Consider the following 24908-nt stretch of genomic DNA (forward strand, 5'->3'; position numbering starts at 1 on the left):
CAAAGTTCCAGTTAGAAGTTCTGTCCGGAACGTTAAGCTGAGCTTTGTGTTGGATGTGCGAAGGCTTCGATTGCTCCACGCCCTGTCGGTCCACGGCACGGTCACCGCCGTTGCGGAGGCCCTGCACGTGACCTCTCCGGCCGTGTCCCAGCAACTGGCCGCGCTGGAACGCGAGGCAGGTGTGGCCCTGGTCGAACGGGAGGGCCGCCGGCTGGCGCTGACCCGCGCCGGGCACGTGCTGGCGGCACACACACAGCTCGTCCTCGACCAACTCGCCGCCGCCGAGGCAGACCTGGCGTCGCTGCGCACGTCCGTGTCCGGCGTCGTGCGCGTCGGGACGTTCGTGTCGGTCGCCGCCCTGCTGTCGCGCGTGATCCAGGTGCTGCGGTCGGCACACGGGTCCGATGTGGAGCTTTTCGTGCACGAGATGGAGCCCGAGGCGTCACTGCCCGCGTTGCGGCGCGGGGACATCGACATCGCGGTGATCCACTCGTACAACATCATGCCGCGCTCGCTGCCCACGTCCTGCGAGTCGTTCGAGCTGTTCGTGGAACCGGTGAACGTGGCGCTGCCGTTGAGCGATCCGTTGGTGCAGCAGGATTCCGTCGACCTCGCCGTGCTGGCCGACCGGCCGTGGATCATGCCGCGCACCGACGCGTCGTGCCACGAGCTGACCCAGCGGGCGTGCGGTGCCGCCGGGTTCGTGCCTCGCGCACAGGCCTACTGCGACGACTTCGGGGTGATGTGCGGGCTGGTCGAGGCCGGGCTGGGGGTCGCCCTGGTGCCGTCCGTGGCGCGGCGGCCCGGGGTGGCGTTGCGGCCGTTGACGCAGCAGGTGTTCCGGACGGTCTCGGCCGTGGTGCGGAACAGGGCTGACGGGCAGCCCGCGGTGCGCGCGGTGCTGGAGCAGCTACGCCAGGTCTGACAGCCACTGCTCCACGCCGGCCACGTGCACAGTGGACCAGCTGCGCGCGAGTTCCGGCTGGTGCGCGGCGAGCGCGTCCACAATGGCGCGGTGCTCGGCCACCGTGCGGTCCACGGCGTTCGACTGGGTGATGCCGCGCCAGATGCGGACGCGGACCGTCGGGCCGGCCAGCGTGTCGAGGAGCTGGGCCAGGTAGGCGTTGCCCGAGCACTGGGCGATGGCGCGGTGGAAGTCGAGGTCGTGCTCGACCAGTTCCTCCACGGACTTGGCGCTTTCGGCGGCGTCGCAGAGGGCGCGGAGCTTGATGATCTCTTCCTGGTCGACGCGCTGGGCGGCCATCGCGGCCGCCGCGGGCTCGAGGATGCGGCGCACCTGGAGAACTTCCAGCACCGAATCTTCGCCGCGGTGCAGGTCGAGCACGAAGGAAAGCGCGCCGAGCAGGTCGTCGGCCCTGAGTGAGGAGACGTACGTGCCGTCGCCCTGGCGGACGTCCAACACCCGGACGAGTGACAGGGCCTTCACGGCCTCGCGCAGCGAGTTGCGCGACAGGCCGAGGCGTTCTGCCAGGTCAGCCTCACGCGGGAGGCGGTCGCCGGGCTTGAGTTCGCCCGAAACGATCATCTCCTTGACGCGCAGGATCGCATCGTCGGTGACTGCCACAGCACCCTCAACTCGTCGTAGACCTCGGATGTCTGGGGGTCAGTATGCGCCACGGATGGTCATCTTCGTGCCATCCCGGTCTTTCGGAGCCTATTCACCAAGTCGGATGTAAGATGGTTATCTCTTAACGAAGGGTGACGCGGACCTCTGTTGTGGCCATAATGGTCTGGACCATTCAAGGAGGGATCTTGGACGCCGTTGTCGCAGCACCGCGCGCATTGCTCGGTCGCACGATCGTCGGTCCTGCCTCGGTGCGGATCAGGGACGGCCGCATCGTCGAGGTGACCACCGGTGAAGCACCACCCGGCGCGGAGGTCCTGTCCGACGGCCTGCTGACACCGGGCCTGGTCGACGTGCAGGTGAACGGCGCCGTAGGCGTCGACTTCGCCGAGGTGGACGCCGCCGGAATGCGTGCCGTGGCCGAAGCTCTGCCGTCCACCGGTGTGACCCGGTTCTTGCCCACGTTGATCACCGCACCGGTCGACGTGATCTTGAGGCAGACGCGGGCGGTCCTGGCCGCATCCGCCGCTCTACCGGACGGAGTAGGTGCCCGCCCTCTCGGCGTGCACCTGGAAGGCCCCTTCCTGTCGCCCAAACGGGCAGGGGTGCACGACCCGTCGTTCATGGTCGCGCCTGGTCCAGACCAGATCTCGGCCCTGCTCGACGACGAGCTGATCCGCCGCGCCCTGCGGATGGTGACGATGGCTCCCGAACAGCCCGGTGGTCTGGAGGCGGTCCGCCGTCTCGTCGAGGCCGGCGTGCTCGTCGCGGTGGGCCATTCCGACGCCACGGGTGAGCAGACCCGCGCCGCCGCCGACGCGGGTGCCCGCATGGTGACGCACCTGTTCAACGCCCAGCGTCCGCTGGGGCATCGCGAGCCGGGAGTTCCCGGGGTGGCGCTGGTGGACGAGCGCTTCACCCTCGGGCTCATCGCGGACCTGGCCCACGTGGGCCCGGACGTGTGCCGCCTCGTGTTCAACGCCGCCGGGGCACGGGTCGCGCTGGTGACGGACGCCGTCGCCGCCGCGGGGATGCCGCCGGGGCGCTACCACCTCGGAGGGGCGGACGTGCTGCTCACCGAGGACGGGGTGCCCCGGTCGCCGGAGGGCACGATCGCGGGTTCCGCGCTCACGCTCGACCGCGCGGTGCGGAACATCGTGTCCGTGGGTGTTCCGGTCGCGGACGCGCTGGCGTCGGCGACGATCGTGCCCGCCGAGGTCATCGGCGAGTCCGGTCTCGGCAGGCTCGCACCGGGTGCCGTCGCGGACCTGGTGTGGTGGGACGACGACCTGCGGCCCAAGAAGGTCTGGGTCGACGGCCGGGTCGTGTTCGACGCCGAAGCGCCGGTGGCGCGAGTCGCGGCAAGCTACGCCACAGCAGGGCAATAGTCACGCAGCAAAAGTCACGCGGGGTCCCTACGTACCTTCTTGCGGTACGTAGGGACCCCGCGTGGCGGAAAAATCACCCGTTAGCGGGTGCGCGTGACCTTGTTCAGGCCGCGCGGGCTGTCCGGGTCGCCGCCGCGGGCCAGTGCCAGGCCGTGGGCCAGGCGCTGCACGGGCAGGATCTCCAGCACCGGCGCCACTTCCTCGGCGGTCTCGGGGATGGCGATGGCGAGCGTCGCCCCCACCTTCTCCGAGGCCGAGCCGACGGCCACGACGTCGGCACCGCGCTGGTGCACCACGTCCAGGGCGTCGCGCAGCGAGTCGCCGCCCTTGCCCAGTGACGTGACGGCCAGGACCGCGGTCTCGCCGTCCACCGCGGCCACCGGGCCGTGCAGCAGGTCGGCGCCGCTGTAGGCGCGGGCAGCCAGGTACGACGTCTCCGCGAGCTTGAGGGACGCCTCGAGCGCCGTCGCGTAGGAGTAACCGCGGCCCGTGGTGAGGACGCGGTCCACGAAGCGGTAGCGGCGCACGGCCTCGTCGACGGTCGGCGCCGACTGGTCGAGGGTCACCTGGGCGAGCTCGCCCAGCGACGCCGCCGCCTCGCCGTTGCCGCCGCGGACCGCGTCGATCAGCAGGTAGAGGGCCAGCAGCGTGGCCGAGTAGGTCTTGGTGGCGGCCACCGCGTGCTCGACACCCGCCGACACGTCCACCGAGAGTTCGGCGGCCGCGTTCAGCGGGGAGTTCGCCGTGTTGGTCACGGCCACGGTCAGGGCGCCACGCCTGCGGTAGGCGGCGGTGACCTCCAGCAGGTCGGGCGAGCCGCCCGACTGGGAGACCGTGACCAGCAGGACGTCGCGCAGGTCGGGCTCCGCGCCGTACAGGGTCGTGGTGGACGCGGAGACCAGACCGGCGGGGAGCTGGAGCAGGATCTCGGTCAGGTACTTCGCGTAGATCGCGGCGTGGTCGCTGGAACCGCGGGCCGCGAAGAGCACGAAGCGCGGCGCGCGCTCGCGGATCACGGCGGCCACCTCGGCGATCGTGGACCGCGAGTCGTAGAGGTCGGCGAAGATCGACGGCTGCGCGGCGATCTCCGCTGCCATGTGCCGGCCTGGCTGGGGCGTGGTCATGTCGTGCCTTTCAGGATCAGCTCGGCCGCGGCTCGGAGGCTCACCCGAGAACCGCCGTGGGTGTCGATGCGGGCGACGCTGCCCAGGTCCGGACCCGGCACGCCGGTTTCGACGTGCACCACGTCCAGCTGCAGATTAGTTAAGTTTGTTACCAGTTGTCGAGCGCCGGAGTGGCGGTGGGCGTCGCGCGTGACGACCACAATCGTGCGGTCACCTGCGACTTCCGCAACTTCTTCAGCCGAGATGTCGCGTGCGGCGATCACTTCGGTGCCCGGAAGGACTTCCCTGAGGTACGGGCCGAGGCCCCACGGGACGTCGCCGACCGCGATCGAGGAGTCCACCACCAGGTCGACGACCACCGGGTCCGCACCGACACTAACCCGGCCACGTGCGGAAACAGCGCGTCGGGCGGCTGTGAGACCGATCTCGGCGTCGTGGGCGTCGACGGTGGTCGGCGGGAGGCCCAGCGCCAGCGAGCGCGCGGCTGCCTGGGTCAGGCGCTCCTCGGACAGGTCGCCGGACTTCACGGCCGCGACGATCGAGTCGATCAGCCACTGCAGGTCGTCGTCGTCCAGGGCCATGCCGCCCAGGCACAACGAGTCCACGCCGGCGGCCAGGGCACGGACGGCGCCGACGGCCAGGTCGCCGCCCACCGCCTTCATGTCCAGCCCGTCGGTGATCACCGCGCCGGTGAAGCCCAGCTCGGTGCGCAGCAGGTCGATGGCGTGCTTGTTCAGCGTCACCGGTGCCGGACCCCACTCGGGGATCACGAGGTGGCCGGTCATGATCGAGCGGACGCCCGCGTTCACGGCCGCCCGGAACGGGACGAGCTCCACGGCGCGCAGTTGCTCCTCGGTGCGCGGAAGCACCGGGAGCTGCTCGTGGGAGTCCTCAGTGGACGCTCCGTGGCCGGGGAAGTGCTTGGCGCAGGCGGCGACGCCCACGGCCTGCAGACCCTCGACCCACGCGGCGACGTGCCGGGCGGCCAGCACCGGGTCGGAGCCGAACGCGCGGACGCCGATGATCGGGTCGTCCAGCGTCAGCACCAGGTCGGCGGACGGAGCGAGGTTCAGCGAGATCCCGCACTTCGCCAGTCGCGCGCCGATGGACGCGGCCACCGAGCGCGTGAGGTCCAGGTCGTCCGCCGCACCCAGGGCGTGGTTGCCCGGCACCTCGGAGCCGCGGCCCGCGTCGAGACGCGTGACGTCGCCGCCCTCCTCGTCGATGCCGATCACCACGTCCGGGCGCACCGAACGCAGTTCGGTGCACAACTCGGTCACCTGGGCGTCGTCGACGACGTTGCGCCCGAAGAGCACAACGCCGCCGAGACCGTCAGCGACCCGCCGCAGCAACCAGTCGGGGGCGGTCGTTCCGGTGAAGCCGGGAAGCAGAACGGCAGCGGCCAACTGATCCACGCGTCATCCCTTCACTGCACCGGCGGTGACGCCGGCGACCATCTTGCGTTGCACGATCAGGAAGAACACCAGCGCGGGCACGGTGAACAGGACGGACGCGGCCATCGCGCCACCCCAGTCGGTGCCGAACGCGGTCTGGAACCCGGACAGCCACACGGGCAGCGTTTCGCTGTCCTGGCTGCGGATCAGCACCTTGGCGAAGAGGAACTCGTTCCACGCGGTGATGAACGCGAACACCGAGGTGGCCACGAGGCCCGGCCCCAGCAGGGGCAGGGTCACCTTCTGGAACGCGCCCCAACGGCCGCAGCCGTCGACCATCGCGGCCTCTTCGAGCTCGATCGGGATGCCGTTGACGAACCCGCGCAACGTCCACGCGCAGAACGGCAGCGTCACCGCGAAGTACACGAGGATCAGCGACGAGAGGTGTTCGTAGAGCTGCAGGTCCCGCATCATCAGGAACATCGGGATCAGCAACGCCTCGAACGGCGCCATCTGCGCGACCAGCATCAGCAGCAAGAAGCTCTTGCGGCCGCGGAAGGCGAAGCGCGACATGGCGACCGCCGCGGTGATGCCGATGACGATCGCGGCGACGACCGCGGTCAGCGTCACCAGGAGGCTGTTGCCGAGCGAGGACAGGAAGCCGGGCTTCGTCCACGCCGTCACGAAGTTCGTGAACGTCACCGAGAACGGGATCAGGTCGTAGTCCGACGTGATCGTCGTGCCCTTGGGCTTCAGCGCCGACGTGACCATCCAGTACGTCGGGAAGATGAAGAACAACGCCAGTGCGATTCCTGTGAAGTTCGCAGCAGACTTCTTGAGCATCAGAGCTTGCCCTCCTCGGTCTGCAGCAGCTTGCGCAGGTACTGGAACGTGATCAGGCCGAGGATGACCATCATCAGCACGGAGATCGCGGCCGCGACGCCGAAGTGGCTCTTCGCGATGCCTTCCAGGTACTGCAACACCGGCAGCGTCGTGCTCTCACCGCTGGGACCGCCCTCGCGGAACACCCAGATCTGGGCGAAGACCTTGAAGTCCCACAACGTCGACAGGAACGTCACCATCATCAGCAGCGACCGGATCTCCGGCCACGTCACCGCGCGGAACGTCTGCCAGCCCGTGGCGCCGTCGATGCCCGCCGCCTCGTAGAGGTCGCGCGGGATGCCGACGAGCCCTGCGTAGAGCGAGAAGGCGAGGAAGGGGATCGCCTGCCAGATGATCAGCAGGCCGACGACGGACAGCGTCGACGTGCCGGAGGAGAACCACGAGTAGCCGGCGAAGGAGTCGAACCCCAGCTGCACCAGCGTCTTGTTCAAGATGCCGTAGTTCTGGTCGAACATCCACTGGTAGACCGTGGTCGACGCGAGGATCGGCATGGCCCAGGCGCAGAGCATCGCGATCTGCAGAGCGATTCGCACCCACGGTGTGAGCACGCGCATCAGCAGCGCGATCCCGAGACCCACGCTCACCGAGGCGACGACGACGGAAACGGTGAACACGATGGTCCGCAGCGACACTTCCCAGAAGCGCTCGTCCTGCAGGACCGTCACGTAGTTGTCGATGCCCGTCCACACGACCTCGCCGCGAACGAGCTCGCCGAGGTTCAGCTGGCGGAAGCTCGTCACGAAGACGGAGACCACCGGCCAGCCGATCAGCCAGAGGATCGCGATGAGAGCGGGAGCGAGCAGCAGGTAGGGCAGCGCCCGGTCGAAGGCACTGCCCCGGCGGCGGCGCTTGTGCGCCCCGCCCGTCACGGCAGGCGGCAGCGCCGGAGGGATGTCCCCTGCCGGCGCTGCCGTTTCGGTCGTTTCGACGGCCGTCATCTCAGCTTGGCTAGGCCATCGCCTTGGTGATGGCTTCGCTCGCGTCCTTCGTTGCCTGGTCGAGCGACTTGGCACCGGTGAGGTACGCGGTGAGCGCGTCCTTGAGCGGGTTCTGGCCCGCCTCGACGGCCGCCCACTTCGGCGTCACCGGGGTGACCTTGCCGTTGGGGGAGGAGGCGGCGAGCGCCTTGCCGACCGCGTTGGTGGCGAGCTTCGCGGTGTCCTTCGAGGTACCGGGAACCGCGCCGCCCTCGGCGAGCAGGTCCTGGTACTTCTTGGAGGACAGCAGCGACAGGTACTTCTTGGCCGCGGCGGCGTTCTTGCTGGCCGTCGGGATGGCGAGGTTCGAGCCGCCCAGGAACACGGGAGCGGACGAGCCGGCCTTCTTGGACGGGATCGGGAACGCCGAGGTCTTCTCCGTCAGCTCCGGCTTCGCCTTCACGGCGCCGGCGAGCTCCCACGGGAGGCCGACCATCATGCCCACGTTGCCCGTGCCGAAGACCTCCATCTGCTGGGGCTTCGCCTCGTCGATGTCAGCCGGGACCTTCTTGGTGGCCGACGCGTCGTAGATCGCCTTGTAGGCCTCGAAGCCCGCCTTCGCCTGCGGGGTGTCGAGCGTGCCGGTCCACTTGCCGCCGTCCTGCTTGGCGATGTCGCCGCCCTCGTCCCAGATCAGCGAGAGCAGGAAGTACCAGGACTGACCCGGCAGGTACAGGGCCTGGAAGTCCGGGTTGGACGCGTTGGCGGCCTTGAGCTTGTTGATCGCGTCGATCCACTCGGCACGCGAGGTGGGCGGCGCCGTGACGCCGGCCGCCTGGAGCAGGTCGGTGCGGTAGATGACGGTGCGGTTCGCGGCGTAGAACGGAACGCCGTACTGCTTGCCGTTGAGCGTCAGCGAGTCCTTGAGGCCACCCAGCCACTCGCCACCGTTGAACTGACCGGAGTCAGCGGTCAGGTCGGCCAGCGTGCCCTGGTCGGCGAAGCTCGCCGTCTGCGTGTTGCCGAGCTCGATGACGTCCGGCGGCGTGCTGCTCGCCAGAGCGGTCGTCAGCTTCTCCTGGATGCCGGTCCACTTCTGGACCTCGTACTTGACCTTGATGCCGTTCGCTGACTCGAACTCCTTGTTCAAGGCGTCGGTCAGGGTCGGCGCCGCGGAGCCGTCCATGAGCCACACGGTGATCTCTTTGGTCTCCGTGTTGCCACCGCTGCTCGTGCTCGTGCCACAGCCTGACACGGCCACTGCCAGTGCGGCGGCACCGGCAGCGAGTCCTCTCCAGCCCTTCACAATTCGCGCCCTTTCACCAAGCCCGGCACAACGGCCGGAACGTCCAAGTGGTGTAGACCAATGCGGAACAGCGTGTGCTGCGTCACCGCGTCTGTCAAGCGCGTTGCCAAGACGTTGCGAAGTCATCGGACGAATTTCGAGGCGGATGTCGGGGGTTCGGACGCACGAATCGACACGGACAAGGCATCCTTGTGATGCGTGACATGGAGTGCGAGGAGGAGGCCATGCTGGAGACGACGCCTGCATCAGGCGTGGACGCCAGGACACGGGCGCAACGCGAACCCAAGTACTGGGGTCTCAAGCGGCACCTGCTCGACCTGTTGAGGGCGTTGCCGCCCGGCTCGCCGATCCCCACGGAACGGTCGCTGGCCGCGGAGTTCGACGTCTCCAGGACGACCGTCCGCCAGGCTCTCGCCGAGCTGACGGTGGAGGGGCGCCTGCTCCGTGTGCAGGGCAAGGGCACCTTTGCGGCGGAACCCAAGGTCGCCCAGAGGTTGCAGCTGTCTTCGTACACAGAGGACATGAGAGCCCAGGGCCGCGTGCCGTCGTCGAAGCTGATCGAGGCTTCGGAGATGGCGGCGGAGGCCGAGCTCGCCCGGTACCTGGGCGTGCGCCCCGGTGCCAAGGTCCTGCGCCTGCACCGCCTGAGGCTCGCCGACAACGAGCCGATGGCGATCGAGACGACGCACCTCGCGCTGGGCCGCTTCCGCGGTCTGCGCCGGTACCTGGCGCCCGGCGCGTCGCTGTACCAGGTGCTGTCCGAGCGGTTCGGCGTCGAGATGGGACACGCCGAGGAGACGATCGAGACAGCGCTCGCCTCGCCTGAAGAGGCAGAACTGCTCGGCGCCGACATCGGTCTGCCGATGCTGCTGCTGTCGCGGCACTCGTTCGACACGGAGGGCAATCCGATCGAGTGGGTCCGGTCGGTCTACCGGGGTGATCGGTACAAGTTCGTCGCCACGCTGAACCGGCCGTCTTGATCGCCTGGGGCACGCCACGAGCACGCTGGGTGCTGACGACGACGATCCTCGGATCGGGCATGGCCATGCTCGACGGGACGATCGTCAACGTGGCGCTGCCCCGGATCGGCGCGGAGTTCTCCGCGTCGGTGACGGACCTGCAGTGGATCCTCAACGGGTACCTGCTCGCACTGGCCTCGCTGATCCTGGTCGCCGGTTCGCTCGGCGACAGGTTCGGCCGGCGGCGGGTCTACGTGACCGGTGTGATCTGGTTCGGCGTCGCGTCGCTGCTGTGCGGTGCCGCGTGGAACGTTCCGGTGCTGGTGGCGGCACGTGTGCTGCAGGGCGTGGGCGCGGCGTTGCTGACGCCGGGCGCGCTGGCGATCCTGCAGTCGTCGTTCAACCGGGAGGACCGGTCACGCGCCATCGGCGCCTGGTCCGGACTGTCCGGTGTGGCCACCGCGATCGGGCCGCTGGTCGGCGGGCTGCTGGTGCAGGCCTGGTCGTGGCGGCTCGCGTTCCTGGTGAACCTGCCGGTGGCCGCACTCTGCGTGTACCTCGCGCTGCGGTTCGTGCCGGAGTCGAACGACGAGTCGTCCGGGCACCCGAACTATCTGTCGGCGCTGGTCGGCGCGCTGGGCCTCGCCCTGCTGACGGGCGGGCTCGTCGAGCAGTCGTACGTGCTGGCGGCCGCGGGCCTGGCCGCGATGATCGCGTTCGGGGTGGTGCAGAAGCGCTCCGCCGACCCGCTGGTGCCGCCGGAGCTGTTCCGCAACCGGACGTTCCTGGTCTCCAACGTCCTGACCTTCCTGGTCTACGCGGCACTCGGCGGCGTGATGGTGCTGCTCGTGCTGCAGCTGCAGATCTCGCTCGGGTACTCGCCGACGGCGTCCGGCCTGGCCAGCGTGCCGCTCACGATCATCATGCTGCTGGCGTCCTCGACGTCCGGGCGAATAGCTCAGCGCTACGGGCCCCGGTTGCAGCTGATCGTCGGTCCGATCCTGGTCGGGCTGGGCATGTTGCTGCTGCGCAACGCCGTTCCGGGCGCCTCGTACGTGACCGGCGTGCTGCCCGGCGTGGTGCTGTTCGGCATCGGTCTCGCGATCGTCGTCGCCCCTGTGACGGCGACCGTGCTGGCCTCGGCGCCCGACCACCACGCGGGTGTCGCGTCCGGCGTGAACAACGCCGTCGCCCGCACCGGCAGCCTGCTCGCGATGGCCGTGCTGCCCGCGGCCGTGGGGTTGATGGGCGAGGACTACACGAACCCCGCCGTGATGACCGAGGGCTGGCAGATGGCCCTCGTGCTGTGCTCGGTCGCCGCGATCATCGGCGGTCTGCTGGCCGTCGGCGTGGACAACCGGGTGCTCGCCGCGGCGCCGGAGCAGCAGGAGGCCCCGCACCCCGGTGAGTGCCTGCACTGCGGCGTGGAGGGCCCGCCGACGCACATCCGGTCAGGTGGCGAGAAGGCGCGCCAGTAGCGCGGGGTCGACGTTGCCGCCGGACACGACGGCGACGCCGCCTCCGCCGATCTTCGCCTGCGCCGCCACCGCGACAGCGCCGCTCGGCTCGGCGACGAGTCGCGCCCGCCGGGCCAGGCCGGCCACCGCCGCGAGGATCTCGTCCTCCGACACGGTGATCACGTCGTCCACGTACTTGCTGATGTGCGCCCAGGTCAGCGCGGAGGGTTCGTCCCGCAGGGCGTCAGCGGCCGTCTGAGCCCGTTCCAGGGGATCCCAGCGCACCAGCTCGCCCGCTCGGAGCGATTCCGCGATGTCCGCGGCCAGTTCGGGCTCCGCGCCGATCACGCGGACGTCCGGGCGCAGCGACTTGATCGCCGTGGCGACGCCGGAGATCAGCCCGCCGCCGGACATCGGCACCACGACGGCCTCGACGTCCGGCAGGTCTTCGAGGACCTCCAGGCCGATGGTGCCCTGCCCGGCGATCACGTCGGGGTGGTCGAACGGCGGGATCAGCGCCGCGCCGCGTTCGGCCACCAGGGCCTCGGCGCGCTCGACGCGTTCGGTGATGCCGACGATGAAGACCTCGGCCCCCAGCGCCTTCGTGGCCTCGACCTTGACCGCCGGGGTGTTGTCCGGCATCACGATCGCGGCCGGCACGCCGTGCAGGCGGGCGGCGAACGCCACGGCCTGCGCGTGGTTGCCGCTGGAGTAGGCGACTACGCCGTTCGCCCGATTCTCCAGGCGTGCCAACGCGTTCAGCGCACCCCGGAGCTTGAACGCGCCGACCGGCTGCAGGTTCTCCGGCTTGATCCATCCAGGACCGAACGGCAGCAGCGGCGTGCGCACCACGTGCGGTGCGATGACCGCCGCCGCCGAACGGATGTCTGGGAGCGCGATCATCCGAGGATCGACGCGAGCAGCGTGGGCTCGATGTTGCCACCGGAGACCACCGCGACGGCCGGACCGGCCGGCAGTTCGCGGTTCAGGTACGCCGCCACGGCGACGGCACCGCTCGTCTCGGACACGACCCGCGTGCGGCGGGCGATCTGCCTCACCGCGTCCCGGATCTCGTCCTCGGAGACGGTCACGACGTCGTCCACGTACTCGCGGATGTGCGCCCACGTCAGTTCGGAGGGCTCGGCGCGCAGTCCGTCCGCGACGGTCCGCGCGCGGTCGTGCGCGTCCCAGCGGACGAGCTCACCGGCCGCGAACGACGCTGACGTGTCACCGGCCAGCTCCGGCTCGACACCGATCACGCGGACGTTGGGGCGCAACGACTTCACCGTCGCCGCGACACCGGAGACCAGCCCGCCGCCGCTCACCGGCACCAGGACCGTCGCCACGTCCGGGAGGTCGGCGAGGACCTCCAGGCCGATGGTGCCCTGCCCGGCGATCACGTCCGGGTGGTCGAACGGCGGGATGAGCGTCGCCTTGCGCTCCTCGACCAGTTCGTAGGCGCGCGACTCGCGTTCGGTGATGCCGACGACGAACACCTCGGCGCCGTGCGCCCGCGTCGCGTCGATCTTGAGCTGCGGCGTGTTCTCCGGCACGACGATCGCGGCCGGCATGCCGAGGGTCTTGGCCGCGTAGGCGACCGCCTGCGCGTGGTTACCGCTCGAATACGCCACGACACCGCGCGCCCGGTCCTCGGAAGGTATGCGGGACAACGCGTTCACCGCACCGCGCAGCTTGAACGCACCGACCGGCTGCAGCGACTCCGGCTTGATCCACAGGCCGGAGTCGAAGGACAGCAACGGGGTGTGGACGACATGCGGGGCGATCGCGGCGGCGGCCGCGTGGACGTCTTCGAGAGTCACCAGGCGCATGCGTCGATGATGCACGTCACCGGCGCACAACCGGTGAACTGTGCCCAACGTCCTACGTGTGTCATGTCTGAGAAGGAGAAGATCACCCCCGTCAAGCTCATCGCGAGTGTGCTCGCCGCCGCCACAGCGGCCGTGCTGAGCCTTCGCCTCAACCTCGTCGGCACCATCGTCGGCGCGATCCTCGCGAGCGTCGTGACCACAGTCGGCGCCGTGTTCTACCAACGGTCGATGGAACGCGAGAAGCGTTGGCAGGTGATCGCTGTCGGCGGACTGCTCGTGTTCGTGGTGACCGTCCTCACAGCGACGAGCGTCCAGCTGGTCACCGGCAAACCCGTGACGGCCGGTCCGGGCAAACCGTCCACAAGCACTCACACCGAGACGAAAACCGAGACGACGAAGGTCGAGACGATCACCGTGACGGCGCCTCCTGGCACGTCCGGCCAGTCCTCGTCCGGCGGCACGACGACGACCGCGCCCTCGTCGACGACGACAGAACCGGCACAGCCGACGGGCAGCTCGACGCCACCGTCCACCACCGACCCCATTCGGTGATCACGTCACTACGTTGAGCGATAGTTAACTGTCAATTGCTACGCGCCGCAGTTGATCTGTCGTGAGCTGTGACACACTTCGTTCACGTTCGAGGCGGGGCGTCATAGCCGATAGGCCCGCAACTTCACTCGAACGGGCGAAAAGATTCGGTCCGAAAGAGACCGGGAGGAGGCGCAATGAGGCTCGTGGCACGTCCGCTTGAGCCCGGCGCCTTCGGTGGAGGACACAGCGCCTGCACCGGATTTGAGAGGCAACTGAGGACGGGAGGGGTGGGGCGACCCCTGCCGCCGCCCCACCACCCGTCCCCCTAGAGCCCCCGAGAGAGGTCCCTGCAACCGATCTCTCGGGTTCCCCTGCACCCGAAAGTGAGGGAGACGTCTTGATGAACCGCACGAGTGCGGCCCGTGTAACCGGTGCCCTGATTCTCGCCACCGGAGTCGTCACTGCTCTCAGCGTACCGGCGTTTGGTGCCCCTGCCGCACCGGTCGCCCCATCCGGTTCCGATACGGAGAGCTACCCGGCCGAATTGCTCCAAGCGGTCCAGCGTGATTTGGGCCTGAACGCTGACCAGGCACGCGTCCGGTTGGCCAATGACGCCCAGTCAGGCCAGATTGCGGAGTCCGCGAAGTCCTCCCTGGGCGACGCGTTCGGCGGAGCCTGGATCGACCAGGCGAGCGGCAGACTGACGGTGGCGGTGACCAAGTCGGGACTCTCCGTGACCGGCGCGGACACCAAGGTCGTCACGAACTCGCTCTCCCAGCTGACCGGGACCAAGTCGGTCCTCGACCTCATGACCGCCCCTGCGGCGATCACGAGCTGGCGCGTCGACGAGCAGTCGAACAGCGTCGTCGTCGAGGTCAACAAGAACGTGCGCGACGCGGCCGCGGAACAGTGGATCGCGACGGCCAAGTCGATCAGCGGTTCGGTCAAGGTCGCCGAGGTGACCGAGAGCCCGACCCCGCTGTACGACCTGCGCGGCGGTGACGCCATCTACATGGGCGGCGGCCGTTGCTCGCTCGGCTTCTCCGTGACCGGTGGCTACGTCACCGCAGGTCACTGTGGCCGTGCCGGCACCGCGGTGTCCGGCTTCAACCGGGTCGCCCAGGGCACGTTCGCGGGATCGGTCTTCCCGGGCAACGACTACGCGCACGTCCGCACCAACGCGAACTGGACGCCGCGTCCGTGGGTCAACCGCTACGGCGGCGCGAACGTCATCGTCCGCGGCAACACCGAGGCCGCCGTCGGCGCCCAGATCTGCCGTTCCGGTTCGACGACCGGGTGGCGCTGCGGCACCGTCCAGGCCAAGAACCAGACCGTGAACTACCCGCAGGGCTCGGTCCGGGGCCTCACCCGCACCAACGCCTGTGCCGAGGGTGGCGACTCGGGTGGTTCGTGGGTGGCGGGTTCCGGCTTCGGCCAGGCCCAGGGCGTGACGTCCGGCGGTTCGGGCAACTGCTCGTCCGGCGGCACCACGTACTTCCAGCCGCTCAACCCGATCCTGTCGCGCTACGGCCTGACCCTCACGCGCGGCTAGGACCAGCGGCGCGGCCCGGAATGTTGACTGGGTAATTCACGCTCAGCAGGACACCTCACGACACCGCCCCCACGCCCCCGTACATCCAGTACGAGGACGTGGGGGCGGCGCCGCGATGCGTCCGTCCGACCGCGAATTCGCCCGGCAACATTCCGGGCCACACCGCTAGTGTCCTGCGCCGGAAATTCGTCATCAAAGTATGAAGGTTGATGAGGGGAGCTTTCATCAACCTCAGGTTTGGGAAAGCTCCCCTCATCAACGTCGCGGGGCCTCAGCCACGCCGTCATCAACTGCACGCGGGGCGCTTTCGTGCGCTCCACGCGCACGAAAGCGCCCCGCGTGCGGCACAAACGGCAGGGACTTCAGCGGCGGACTTCCGGCGCAGGACACTAGCTGAACTGCACTGATCGTTTCGAGAGCCCGTACCAGAAGCCTTCAACGCTGGTACGGGCTTTCTCGTCGCTCGCCGCGCCGAGCGCCACGAACAACGGTGCGAAGTGCTCGGTCCTCGGATGTGCGATGCCGGCGGCCGGCGCCTTCACCTGGAAGTCGAGCAGTGCGTCGACGTCGCCGTTCGCGAGTTGCTGGTGCGCCCAGTCGTCGAACTCCCTCGACCACGACGGCGGCTCGTAGTCCGGTCCGGCGGGGAAGTTCACGCAGCTCAGGTTGTGCGTCATGAACCCGCTGCCGACGATCAGGACGTTCTTGTCCCGCAACGGTGCCAGCTTGCGGCCGATCTCGTGCAGCTCACGCGGGTCGAGCGTCGGCATCGACATCTGCAGCACCGGCACGTCGGCGTCCGGGAACATCTCCTTCAGCGGCACGTAGGCGCCGTGGTCGAGCCCGCGCGCCTCGTCCTGCTCGACGTGACCGCCGAGGAGCTTGCGCACGTCGTTCGCGAGTTCCGGTGCGCCGGGCGCCTCGTACTTCACCTCGTAGTAGCGCTGCGGGAAACCCCAGAAGTCGTAGACCAGGGGGACGGTCGTCGTCGCGCCGATGGTGGTCGGCGCCTCCTCCCAGTGCGCGGAGACCATGAGAACGGCCTCCGGGCGCGGGAGGGTGGCGGACCAGTCCGCGAGCTCTCTGGTCCACGTCTCGTCGTCAGTTGGCGGGGGAGCCCCGTGGCTCAGGTACAGCACAGGTGCGCTCACGTCTTCGAGAGTACGCCTGTTAGTTCAAATTTCAACTACCAAGTTCAACTTTGAACGACTCGGCGGCCCTGCGGGGGTCCTCGGCGTCGGTGATGGCCCGCACGACGACCACTCGGGTGGCTCCTGCCTGGAGCACCTCGCGGAGGTTGGTGAGGTCGATGCCACCGATGGCGAACCAGGGGCGTTCTGACTTCGTGGCCCGGACGAGGTCGAGGCCCGGCGCCGGACGGCCCGGCTTGGTCGGGGTGGGCCAGCACGGGCCGGTGCAGAAGTAGTCCACGCCGGGTTCGGTCGTCGCCGCGGTCATCTGGTCGGCGTCGTGGGTGGAGCGGCCGATCACCACGTCGTCGCCGACGATCCGGCGGGCGAGCGGCACGGGCAGGTCGTCCTGGCCGAGGTGCAGCACGTCCGCCTGCACGGCGTGGGCGATGTCCGCGCGGTCGTTCACGGCGAGGAGCCTGCCGTGGCGTTCGGTGGCCTCGGCGAGGATCTCGATCGCCTCGATCTCCTGCTTCGCCTCCAGTGACTTGTCCCGCAACTGGATGACGTCGACGCCGCCCGCGAGCGCCGCGTCCGCGAACTCGGCCAGATCAGGCCGGTCCGGCGTGCAGAGGTAGAGGGTCGCGTCGGCGAGTCGTTGCCTGATCAGGTTTCCGTCGAGTCCTGGCACGTACGCACGTTAACCGTTATGTTGAAGTCGGTCCGCACGGGAGCCTGGAGAACACCGGGCTGAGAGGGAGCGTGGTTCGCTCCGACCGTCGAACCTGATCCGGGTCATGCCGGCGCAGGGAGCGTGAATGCCTTGAGCAGTGTGGAAGTGGCCGTCCGGGGTGGCGGTGTCATAGGGCTGTCCGTGGCCTTGGCCGCGGCACGGGCCGGGTTCTCGGTCTCCGTGTTCGACGAGGGCTCGCCGCACGCGGGTTCGCGCGTCGCCGGCGGCATGCTCGCGCCGTTGACGGAGGCCTGGCCGGGCGAGGAAGCCGTGGTGGCGCAGGGTGTCGAGGCCCTGGCGATGTGGCCGGAGTTCGCGGCCTCGATCGGTGTCCCGCTGTTCGACGCCGGGACGCTGGCGGTCGGGACGCAGCCGGGTGACCTCGCCGACCTGCGGCACGCGGGGCAGTTGCTGACGTCACGGGAGATCCGGGCTCTCGAACCTTCGCTGGGCCCGGCGGTGCGCGGCGGTGTGTACGCGGCCGGGGACCTCGCCGTCGACAACAGAGCGCTGCTTTCCGCGCTGTGGAAGGCTTGCCGGGACGCCGGGGTCGTGTCCTCAGTGGAGGGAAAGATCACGGTGATCGCGGCCGGGGCGTGGAGCGGCGGGTTGCACCCCGCCCTGAAGGACGTGATCCGGCCGGTCAAGGGCGAGATCCTGAGACTCACCCACCGGCCCGGCGCGTTGCCGCCCCCTCGTCACACGATCCGCGCTCTGGTCTCCGGCCGTCCGGTCTACCTGGTGCCGCGCGACGACGGCCTGGTCGTCGGCGCGACCCAGTACGAGGCCGGGTTCGACACCGATGTGTCCGTCGCGGGCGTGCGAGACCTGTTGCGGGACGCGGAAACCGTGCTGCCGGGCATCGCCGGGTACGCGCTGACCGAGGCCGCCGTCGGGTTCCGCGCGGGCAGCCCGGACAACGTGCCGGTGGTGCGGTTCCTGGAACCCGGCGTCATCGCCGCGACCGGCCACCACCGCAACGGCCTGCTGCTGGCCCCGCACACCGCTCAGGTCGTAGTTGACCTGCTTCAGGGAGGAAGTTCGTGAAGGCACAGGTGAACGGGACCTCCCGTGACTTGGCCGACGGCACGTCGGTGGCCGCGGTCGTGACGCTGGTGGGAGCACCCGAGAAGGGCGTGGCCGTGGCGCTCGACGGCGCCGTGGTGCCGAGGGCGTTGTGGGACAGGACGATCGTGCCGGACGGCGGCGTCGTCGAGGTGCTGACCGCGGTCCAGGGAGGCTGACGTGGACGATCCGCTGATCATCGCGGGCCGGGAGTTCCGGTCCAGGCTCATCACCGGCACCGGCGGCGCCGCGAACCTCTCGGTGCTGGAACGGGCCCTGGTCGCGTCCGGCACCGAGCTGACCACCGTGGCGATGCGCCGCGTCGACGCCGCAGGTCAGACGGGCGTGCTGGAGTTGTTGCGGCGCCTTGGAATCGAGGTGCTGCCGAACACGGCGGGCTGCCGCACGTCCGCCGAGGCCGTGCTGACGGCCCAGCTGGCACGCGAGGCGCTGGAGACGAACTGGGTCAAGCTCGAGGTCGTGCACGACGAGGAGACCCTGCTGCCGGACCCGGTCGAGCTGCTCGACGCGGCCGAGCGGCTGGTGAACGACGGCTTCGTCGTCCTGCCCTACACCAACGACGATCCGGTGCTGGCGCTGAAGCTCCAGGACATCGGGTGCGCGACGGTCATGCCGCTGGGCTCTCCCATCGGCACCGGTCTCGGCATCCGCAACCCGCACAACATCGAGCTGATCACTTCCCGTGCTTCTGTTCCAGTAGTCCTGGACGCGGGCATCGGCACGGCCTCGGACGCGGCCCTGGCGATGGAACTCGGCTGCTCAGCGGTGTTGCTGGCGACCGCGGTCACCCGCGCCCAGGACCCGGAACGGATGGGTGCCGCCATGCGTTGTGCGGTCGAGGGCGGACGGCTGGCGCGCTTGGCCGGACGAATTCCGCAACGCTTTTGGGCCCAAGCGTCTTCGCCGGGTCTCTGAGTCGCTACCTTGGGTACTCACGTGTTGGGGGATGATTGAGCACTACCTGAAATCCGCCGAGGAGGACGACTAGCCGTGACGGCCCCCATTGACGCCGAGGTCGAGGACGCGACCGCGCGCCTGTACCTGGCGATCGGCCGGCTGGCCCGGTTGCTGCGACGCACCGGTTCCCCCGGACTCGGCCCCGGCGCGGTCTCCGCGCTGGCCACCCTCGCGCGCTGTGGCCCCATGCGCCTGGGAGACCTGGCGAACAAGGAAGGCGTGGCACCCCCGACGTTGTCGCGCATCGTCGCCGCGCTGGTCGAGGCCGGGTACGTGAAGCGCGAACCCGACCCGCAGGACGGCCGCGCCTGGCTCGCCACACCCACGCCCGAGGGCGAGACGATGGTGTCCGGCGTGCGGTCCGCGCGGGTGCGCGAGTTGCAGCGGCGGATCGAACAGCTCACGCCGGAGCACATCTCGGCCCTGGTGGGCGCTCTCGACGCACTGGAGACGCTGGTGGGCGAGGAGCCGAAGTAAGTCGTGCTCCCGCAGGCCGCCCGAGCCGGGCACGACGAGGTGCGTACCCGGCTGAGCGGTGAAACTCCTACCTGCCGAGACTCCAGAACGGCGACACCGGGCCGACACCGGCACCCAGGGGGTAGGCGGCCGCCACGGACTTCACGATGAAGTCCTTGCCGAACCGCACCGCCTCCGGCACCGAAGCACCACGGGCGAGCGCCGAGCTGATCGACGACGCGAGCGTGTCGCCGCTGCCGTGCGTGTTCTGGGTGTCGTAACGAGGGCCGGGCAGTTCGATGAACTCCCGGCCGTCGTAGAGCAGGTCGAGGCACTCCGGGTCGTCCCACATGTGGCCGCCCTTCACGAGCACCCACTCCGGGCCCAGCGCGTGCAACGCCTCCGCCGCCACGCGCTGGTCCACGCGGTCCTTCACCTCGATGCCGGTGATCAGCCGCACCTCGTCGAGGTTCGGCGTCACCAGCGTCGCGCGTGGGAACAGCAGGCCGCGCAACGCGTCCAGGGCGTTGTCGGCGAGGAGTTGGTTGCCGTGCATGGACGCCGAGACCGGGTCGACGACGAACGGGGTCTTCCCCGAGCCGATGCCGACGCGGTCCAGGGCAGGCGTGATGGCCTCGATGATCGCCGCCGACGCGAGCATGCCGGTCTTCGCGGCCTGCACGCCGATGTCCTCGGCGACCGAGATGATCTGCGCCGCGACCGTGTCCGCCGCGATCTCGGAGACTCCCGTGACGCCCAGCGAGTTCTGGACCGTCACGGCCGTCAGCGCGACGCAGCCGTGCACTCCGCACGCGAAGAGCGTGCGGAGGTCGGCCTGGATGCCCGCACCACCGCCGGAATCGCTTCCGGCGATGGTGAGGACCCTGGGTGGTGGCTCGGTCACGAAGTCTCCACGACCGGGAGGTAGACCTGGTTGCCCGTGTCGGCGAACTCGCCGGACTTCTCCGCCATGCCCGCCTCGATGGCATCCACAGTGGACAGTCCGCGTTCCTCGGCGTAGCGCCGCACGTCCTGCGTGATCTTCATGGAGCAGAACTTCGGCCCGCACATCGAGCAGAAGTGCGCCGTCTTCGCCGGCTCCGCGGGGAGCGTCTCGTCGTGGAACGAGCGCGCGGTGTCCGGGTCGAGCGACAGGTTGAACTGGTCCTCCCAGCGGAACTCGAAGCGCGCCTTGGACAGCGCGTCGTCCCAGTCCTGGACGCCGGGATGGCCCTTGGCGAGGTCCGCCGAGTGCGCCGCGATCTTGTACGTGATCACACCGGTCTTCACGTCGTCGCGGTTCGGCAGGCCCAGGTGCTCCTTCGGCGTGACGTAGCAGAGCATCGCGGTGCCCAGCCAGCCGATCTGCGCCGCGCCGATAGCGGACGTGATGTGGTCGTACGCCGGCGCGATGTCCGTGGCCAGCGGCCCGAGGGTGTAGAACGGCGCCTCGCCGCACCACTCCTCCTCGAGCCGGACGTTCTCGGCGATCTTGTGCATCGGCACGTGGCCGGGGCCCTCGATCATGACCTGGACGTCACGTGCGCGCGCGATGTGCGTGAGCTCGCCCAGGGTCCTGAGCTCGGCGAACTGCGCTTCGTCGTTGGCGTCCGCGATGGAACCCGGCCGCAGCCCGTCACCCAGCGAGAACGTCACGTCGTAGGTGCGCAGGATGTCGCAGAGCTCCTCGAAGTGCGTGTAGAGGAAGCTCTCCTTGTGGTGCGCGAGGCACCACGCGGCCATGATCGCTCCACCGCGCGAGACGATGCCGGTGACGCGCTTGGCCGTCAGCGGCACGTACCGCAGCAGCACGCCCGCGTGGACCGTCATGTAGTCGACGCCCTGCTCGGCCTGCTCGATCACGGTGTCGCGGTAGACCTCCCACGACAGCGCCGCCGGATCGCCGTTCACCTTCTCCAGCGCCTGGTAGATCGGCACGGTGCCGATCGGGACGGGCGAGTTGCGCAGGATCCACTCGCGCGTCTCGTGGATCCGCTTGCCGGTGGACAGGTCCATGATCGTGTCGGCGCCCCAGCGGGCCGCCCACACCATCTTGTCGACCTCGTCCTCGATCGACGACGACACCGCGGAGTTGCCGATGTTGGCGTTGATCTTCACGAGGAACTTCTTGCCGATGATCATCGGCTCGGCCTCGGGGTGCTTGCGGTTCAACGGAATGACCGCACGCCCGATGGCCACCTCCTCGCGCACGAACTCCGCGTCGAGGTTCTCGCGCACCGCGATGTAGCGCATCTCCGGGGTGATGATCCCGGCCTTCGCGTACGCGAGCTGGCTGACAGCTCCGTTGATCGGTTCCCGTTCGGCGATCCACCCCGACCTCAGGTCAGGGAGTCCACTGTGGACGTCGATGGTCGCGTTGTCGTCGGTATACGGACCGGAAGTGTCGTACAGATCGACATGTTCGCCGTTGGTCAGTTCCACCCTGCGGAAAGGCACACCATCGCGGTACACCTTGCGAGACCCAGAGATCGGGCCGGTGGTCACACTGGGCTTGACCGAACGGTCGTCAAGTGCCGTCACGACATTCCTCCCTACGCCGGCATTACCCGGTCAGGTTCAGGCGGTCGGTGACACCGGCACTACGGCCAGTCACCCTCTCAGCCCGCTCAGGCGCGAGCTCCCGCGTTGTGTTGAGTTGTCGAGAACCGACCATAGTCAGAGCGCGCCGTAGCTGCCAAGGGCGTCGTTTGCCCCTAATCTCTTCCTCGTGGCTGATCACCAGCCGTTCCCGCCCGGCGCGCGTCGCGGTCAGCGCCCCGCCGTGGTCTCGGCATGCCCTTCCTGCGGGGAACTCGCAGGTCGGGGTTACCCCGACTGCGGCTTCTGCGCGGAACTGCTCGACCAGTTCTGGCTCGCGGACTGGGAGGCGCTGAGAACGTCGTCCCAGCTGGCGGACCGGGAGCTGGCCGAACTGGTCACCTCCGCGGACGTCGGCCAGCACCCGTGGACGTGCGTCGACTGGGCGATGACACTGCTGGCGTGCTCACGCTGCGGAGCCGAACTGGGCACCGGGCCGGTCGAGTGCGTGAGGTGCGCGGTCACCGAGGAGCGCCGGTGGAGCTGGGACCACGCGGCGCACCCGTACACGATGAGCGCGAACGAGCACTTGCTCCGCGTTGCCCGTGCGGCCCTGCGCGCACCTCACCGGCGTCGTCCGGCCGTCGTGCAGGCCTGGCAGCTGGTGCTGCCGTTCCTGATCGCCGGTGAGGTGATCGAGTTCGGCCGTCTCGACCGGATCCGCGCGCACGTGCTGGCCGGCGGCTACGCGTCGATGGCCGGCTGCCACACCTTCGACGAGCTGGCCGGGCTGCCGGAGCTCTTCTGGCGCCGCGGCAACCCGATCTCAACGCGGGTCGAGTACCAGCCGGATTCCGAGCGCCAGCAGCACGCAGCCCGACAGCTTCTCGAGCGCGGGACGGACGCGCGGCCGGCCGAGCCAGCCCCTGATCGTGTGCAGGACCGAGACGATGACCAGGTACCAGACGGTGTCGATCAGCACCCATCCGGCGGCGAGGAAGAGCAGAACCCCCTGGCCGGCCTCCCCGGCAGGCACGAACTGCGGTAGGAACGAGATCGCGAACACGCCGAGCTTCGGGTTGGCCAGGTTCACGACCAGGCCGCTGCGGAACGCGTGGCTGGCGGGCGGCGGCGCGGCGTCGGGCAGGCTCTTGCTGATCAGGGCCTTGACGCCCAGGTAGATCAGGAAGACCGCTCCCGCGATCCGCAGCGCGTGGAAGGCGATCTCGGACGCCGTGAGCAGCACGCTCAGGCCCAGGGCGGCGGCGACGGCCCAGCAGGCGACGCCGACCTCCATGCCGAACACCGTCGCCAGCGCGGCTTTTCGCCCGTGCACCGACTGTCGCAGGACCATGGCCGTGCCAGGTCCGGGCGACAGTGCGATGAGGAACGAGGCCGCTACGAAGGCGACGATGTTTTCGATGGGCATGCCTCGATGGTCGCCGGTCGCTGCAACTTGTTTCTTGACCTGGAGCGCACTCCAGGATGTTCGGTGTCCCCATGACCTTGGAACTGGGAAAGCTGGGTTTCGGCACGTGGGCCATGGGTGGGCCGTTCTCGGGCCCGGACGGCCTGCCGGTCGGCTGGGGACCGGCGGACGACGGCGAGTCGGTCAAGGCGCTGCGGCGGGCGGTGGAGCTGGGCGTGACGCTGTTCGACACCGCGGACGTCTACGGCTGCGGGCACGCGGAGACCGTGGTGGGGCAAGCGCTTGCGGACGTGCGTGACCAGGTGTTGATCGCCACGAAGTGGGGGTGCGGGTTCGACGCCTCGTCGAAGCGGATGACCGGGAACCAGGGGTCGGTCGAGTACCTGCGCCGTGCCGTCGAGGGGTCGTTGCGGCGGCTGGGCACCGACCGGATCGACCTCTACCAGCTGCACGTGGGCGACCTGGGGCTGGAGGAGGCGGCGCTGCTGCGCGACGAGTGCGAGGCGCTGGTCGCGGCCGGCAAGATCCGCGCCTACGGGTGGAGCACCGACGACGTCGAGCGGGCGCGGTTCTTCTGCGACGGCGAGCACGGGATCGCGGCGCAGGCCGACATCAACCTGCTGTTCGACAACCCCGCGATGTACGCGGGCGACTTCGCGGTGCTGTGCCGTCGTCCGCTCGCGATGGGGCTGCTGGCGCGGGAGACGTTCTCGGAGTTGCCCGCGGACGACGTGCGCGTCACGAACCCGTCCTGGCTGCGGTTCTTCGTCGACGGGCGGCCGTCACCCGAGTACTTCGCGGCTCGTGAGGCCGTTCGTGACGTGCTGACTTCGGGCGGGCGGACGTTGGTGCAGGGGGCGCTGGCGTGGTTCTGGGCGCGTTCTCCCCGGCTGGTGCCTATTCCGGGTGTCCGGACGGTGGCTCAGGTCGAGGAGAACGCTGCGGCGCTGGAGTTCGGTGCTCTGACGGTGGAGGAGTTGGCGCAGGTGGAGTCGGTGCTCCGCCCGCAGTCCTAGTCCTCGTCGTCCTCGTCGAAGTTCGCGGGATCGGTCGGGTCCCAGGAGAGGCCCGGCTGGTTCCACTCGTTGTCGCGCAGCATCCGCTTGGCTTCCTTCTTGTACCGGCCGATCAGGCGGTCGGTGTAGAGGTAGCCGTTGAGGTGGTCGGTCTCGTGCTGCAGGCAGCGCGCGAAGAAGCCGGTGCCCTCGACCTCGAACGGCTGCCCGTCGAGGTCCTGGCCGGTCACCTTCGCCCATTGGGCGCGTCCGGTCGGGTACGCCTCGCCGGGCACGCTCAGGCAGCCCTCGAAGTCGTCGTCCGGGTCCGGCATGGTCTCCGGGACCCCGGAGGTCTCGAGCGTGGGGTTCACGATCGCACCGCGGTGCTGGACACCCTCGTCGTCCGGGCAGTCGTAGACGAAGATCCGCAGGTCGACGCCGATCTGGTTGGCCGCGAGCCCCACTCCGCGAGCTGCCGCCATCGTCTCGAACATGTCGGCGGCGAGGGTCTTCAGCTCGGTGTCGAACTCGGTGACCTCGCGCGTCGGGTTGTGGAGCACGGGGTCGCCGGCGATGCGGATGCGGTGGACGGCCATGGCTGAACTTTATGCGGTCCAAAACTGTCGGTGTCGC

Annotated in this window: 25 protein-coding genes and 2 riboswitches; of the genes, 11 read left to right on the forward strand and 14 right to left on the reverse strand. The window is 69.3% G+C overall.

Annotated elements, in window-relative coordinates; translation table 11 throughout:
• Window positions 1-46: 46 nt before the first annotated feature.
• Window positions 47-925 (forward strand): LysR family transcriptional regulator, encoded by an 879-nt coding sequence (locus tag LX88_RS07540; protein WP_258947041.1) that lies wholly within the window; start codon window positions 47-49, stop codon window positions 923-925.
• Here the strand turns inward: LX88_RS07540 and LX88_RS07545 are convergent.
• Window positions 911-1585, reverse strand: a complete 675-nt coding sequence (locus LX88_RS07545; RefSeq protein WP_258947042.1) for a FadR/GntR family transcriptional regulator — start codon at window positions 1583-1585, stop codon at window positions 911-913. The two genes, LX88_RS07540 and LX88_RS07545, sit on opposite strands and share 15 nt — an antisense overlap.
• Window positions 1586-1773: 188 nt before the next feature.
• Here LX88_RS07545 and nagA point away from each other — a divergent pair, with 188 nt between their 5' ends.
• Window positions 1774-2973 (forward strand): N-acetylglucosamine-6-phosphate deacetylase, encoded by a 1200-nt coding sequence (gene nagA, locus LX88_RS07550; RefSeq protein ID WP_258947043.1) that lies wholly within the window; start codon window positions 1774-1776, stop codon window positions 2971-2973.
• 80 nt (window positions 2974-3053) lie between these two features.
• Here the strand turns inward: nagA and LX88_RS07555 are convergent, their stop codons facing one another.
• From LX88_RS07555 to LX88_RS07575, 5 genes are read right to left on the reverse strand one after another with little or no spacing between them, the layout of a single operon-like run.
• Window positions 3054-4097: an SIS domain-containing protein gene (locus tag LX88_RS07555; protein ID WP_258947044.1), complete on the reverse strand. Its 1044-nt coding sequence runs from the start codon at window positions 4095-4097 to the stop codon at window positions 3054-3056.
• Complete coding sequence (locus LX88_RS07560) at window positions 4094-5512, reverse strand: glycoside hydrolase family 3 protein (protein ID WP_258947045.1); 1419 nt, start codon at window positions 5510-5512, stop codon at window positions 4094-4096. The genes LX88_RS07555 and LX88_RS07560 overlap by 4 nt, the downstream gene beginning before the upstream one ends.
• A 3-nt stretch (window positions 5513-5515) precedes the next feature.
• Window positions 5516-6334, reverse strand: coding sequence for a carbohydrate ABC transporter permease (locus LX88_RS07565; protein ID WP_258947046.1), 819 nt, complete (start codon window positions 6332-6334; stop codon window positions 5516-5518).
• The gene (locus tag LX88_RS07570) at window positions 6334-7332 is read right to left on the reverse strand and encodes a carbohydrate ABC transporter permease (RefSeq protein WP_258947047.1); all 999 of its coding nucleotides are present in this window, start codon (window positions 7330-7332) and stop codon (window positions 6334-6336) included. Before LX88_RS07570 ends, LX88_RS07565 begins: the two co-directional genes overlap by 1 nt.
• Window positions 7333-7342: 10 nt before the next feature.
• A complete protein-coding gene (locus LX88_RS07575) occupies window positions 7343-8617 on the reverse strand; it encodes an extracellular solute-binding protein (protein WP_258947048.1) in 1275 nt (424 codons plus the stop codon).
• A 224-nt stretch (window positions 8618-8841) separates the two neighbouring features.
• Here LX88_RS07575 and LX88_RS07580 point away from each other — a divergent pair, with 224 nt between their 5' ends.
• Entirely contained in the window at window positions 8842-9597 is a 756-nt protein-coding gene (locus LX88_RS07580; protein WP_258947636.1) for a GntR family transcriptional regulator, read from the forward strand.
• 29 nt (window positions 9598-9626) lie between these two features.
• A complete protein-coding gene (locus LX88_RS07585; RefSeq protein WP_258947049.1) occupies window positions 9627-11054 on the forward strand; it encodes an MFS transporter in 1428 nt (475 codons plus the stop codon).
• Here the strand turns inward: LX88_RS07585 and LX88_RS07590 are convergent.
• Together LX88_RS07590 and LX88_RS07595 are read right to left on the reverse strand one after the other, a co-directional pair.
• Window positions 11028-11936, reverse strand: coding sequence for a threonine ammonia-lyase (locus tag LX88_RS07590; protein ID WP_258947050.1), 909 nt, complete (start codon window positions 11934-11936; stop codon window positions 11028-11030). The two genes, LX88_RS07585 and LX88_RS07590, sit on opposite strands and share 27 nt — an antisense overlap.
• Entirely contained in the window at window positions 11933-12862 is a 930-nt protein-coding gene (locus LX88_RS07595; RefSeq protein WP_258947051.1) for a threonine ammonia-lyase, read from the reverse strand. The genes LX88_RS07590 and LX88_RS07595 overlap by 4 nt, the downstream gene beginning before the upstream one ends.
• A gap of 63 nt (window positions 12863-12925) precedes the next feature.
• On the opposite strand from LX88_RS07595, the gene LX88_RS07600 reads away from it, so the two are divergent.
• Entirely contained in the window at window positions 12926-13414 is a 489-nt protein-coding gene (locus LX88_RS07600) for a hypothetical protein (RefSeq protein WP_258947052.1), read from the forward strand.
• Window positions 13415-13796: 382 nt separating this feature from the next.
• Complete coding sequence (locus tag LX88_RS07605; protein WP_258947053.1) at window positions 13797-14948, forward strand: S1 family peptidase; 1152 nt, start codon at window positions 13797-13799, stop codon at window positions 14946-14948.
• Window positions 14949-15337: 389 nt separating this feature from the next.
• Here the strand turns inward: LX88_RS07605 and LX88_RS07610 are convergent, their stop codons facing one another.
• Both LX88_RS07610 and thiE read right to left on the reverse strand, forming a co-directional pair.
• A complete protein-coding gene (locus LX88_RS07610; protein WP_258947054.1) occupies window positions 15338-16099 on the reverse strand; it encodes a dioxygenase family protein in 762 nt (253 codons plus the stop codon).
• A gap of 31 nt (window positions 16100-16130) precedes the next feature.
• A complete protein-coding gene (gene thiE / locus LX88_RS07615) occupies window positions 16131-16769 on the reverse strand; it encodes a thiamine phosphate synthase (protein WP_258947055.1) in 639 nt (212 codons plus the stop codon).
• 26 nt (window positions 16770-16795) lie between these two features.
• Window positions 16796-16907, forward strand: a riboswitch (TPP riboswitch).
• A 3-nt stretch (window positions 16908-16910) separates the two neighbouring features.
• Between thiE and LX88_RS07620 the strand changes: the two genes are divergently transcribed.
• The 4 genes from LX88_RS07620 to LX88_RS07635 all read left to right on the forward strand — a co-directional run bounded on the left by LX88_RS07620 (window position 16911) and on the right by LX88_RS07635 (window position 19331).
• Window positions 16911-17858 carry an FAD-dependent oxidoreductase gene (locus LX88_RS07620; protein WP_308203433.1) on the forward strand — a complete coding sequence of 316 codons (948 nt, stop codon included), beginning with the start codon at window positions 16911-16913 and terminating at the stop codon, window positions 17856-17858.
• Window positions 17855-18055: a sulfur carrier protein ThiS gene (gene thiS / locus LX88_RS07625; RefSeq protein WP_170176285.1), complete on the forward strand. Its 201-nt coding sequence runs from the start codon at window positions 17855-17857 to the stop codon at window positions 18053-18055. Before LX88_RS07620 ends, thiS begins: the two co-directional genes overlap by 4 nt.
• A 1-nt stretch (window position 18056) precedes the next feature.
• On the forward strand, window positions 18057-18812 hold the full coding sequence (locus LX88_RS07630) for a thiazole synthase (RefSeq protein WP_086662571.1): 756 nt from the start codon (window positions 18057-18059) through the stop codon (window positions 18810-18812).
• A gap of 75 nt (window positions 18813-18887) precedes the next feature.
• Window positions 18888-19331, forward strand: a complete 444-nt coding sequence (locus tag LX88_RS07635) for a MarR family winged helix-turn-helix transcriptional regulator (protein ID WP_229693556.1) — start codon at window positions 18888-18890, stop codon at window positions 19329-19331.
• A gap of 67 nt (window positions 19332-19398) precedes the next feature.
• On the opposite strand, the gene thiD is transcribed toward LX88_RS07635, so the two are convergent.
• From thiD to LX88_RS07650, 3 genes are all read right to left on the reverse strand, one after another.
• Complete coding sequence (gene thiD, locus LX88_RS07640; RefSeq protein WP_258947057.1) at window positions 19399-20214, reverse strand: bifunctional hydroxymethylpyrimidine kinase/phosphomethylpyrimidine kinase; 816 nt, start codon at window positions 20212-20214, stop codon at window positions 19399-19401.
• A complete protein-coding gene (gene thiC / locus LX88_RS07645; RefSeq protein WP_258947058.1) occupies window positions 20211-21851 on the reverse strand; it encodes a phosphomethylpyrimidine synthase ThiC in 1641 nt (546 codons plus the stop codon). The genes thiD and thiC overlap by 4 nt, the downstream gene beginning before the upstream one ends.
• Window positions 21841-21965: riboswitch (TPP riboswitch) on the reverse strand. It overlaps the preceding gene by 11 nt.
• 709 nt (window positions 21966-22674) lie before the next feature.
• Window positions 22675-23277: a LysE family translocator gene (locus tag LX88_RS07650; RefSeq protein ID WP_258947059.1), complete on the reverse strand. Its 603-nt coding sequence runs from the start codon at window positions 23275-23277 to the stop codon at window positions 22675-22677.
• A gap of 71 nt (window positions 23278-23348) precedes the next feature.
• On the opposite strand from LX88_RS07650, the gene LX88_RS07655 reads away from it, so the two are divergent.
• Window positions 23349-24293: an aldo/keto reductase gene (locus tag LX88_RS07655; protein ID WP_258947060.1), complete on the forward strand. Its 945-nt coding sequence runs from the start codon at window positions 23349-23351 to the stop codon at window positions 24291-24293.
• Here LX88_RS07655 and LX88_RS07660 read toward each other — a convergent pair.
• Window positions 24290-24871 (reverse strand): peptide deformylase, encoded by a 582-nt coding sequence (locus tag LX88_RS07660; protein ID WP_258947061.1) that lies wholly within the window; start codon window positions 24869-24871, stop codon window positions 24290-24292. The genes LX88_RS07655 and LX88_RS07660 overlap by 4 nt on opposite strands.
• Between the last annotated feature and the right edge of the window lie 37 nt (window positions 24872-24908).

Origin of the sequence: Lentzea californiensis (genome assembly GCF_024648825.1) — a bacterium.
In the GTDB taxonomy this organism is placed as follows: domain Bacteria; phylum Actinomycetota; class Actinomycetes; order Mycobacteriales; family Pseudonocardiaceae; genus Lentzea; species Lentzea californiensis.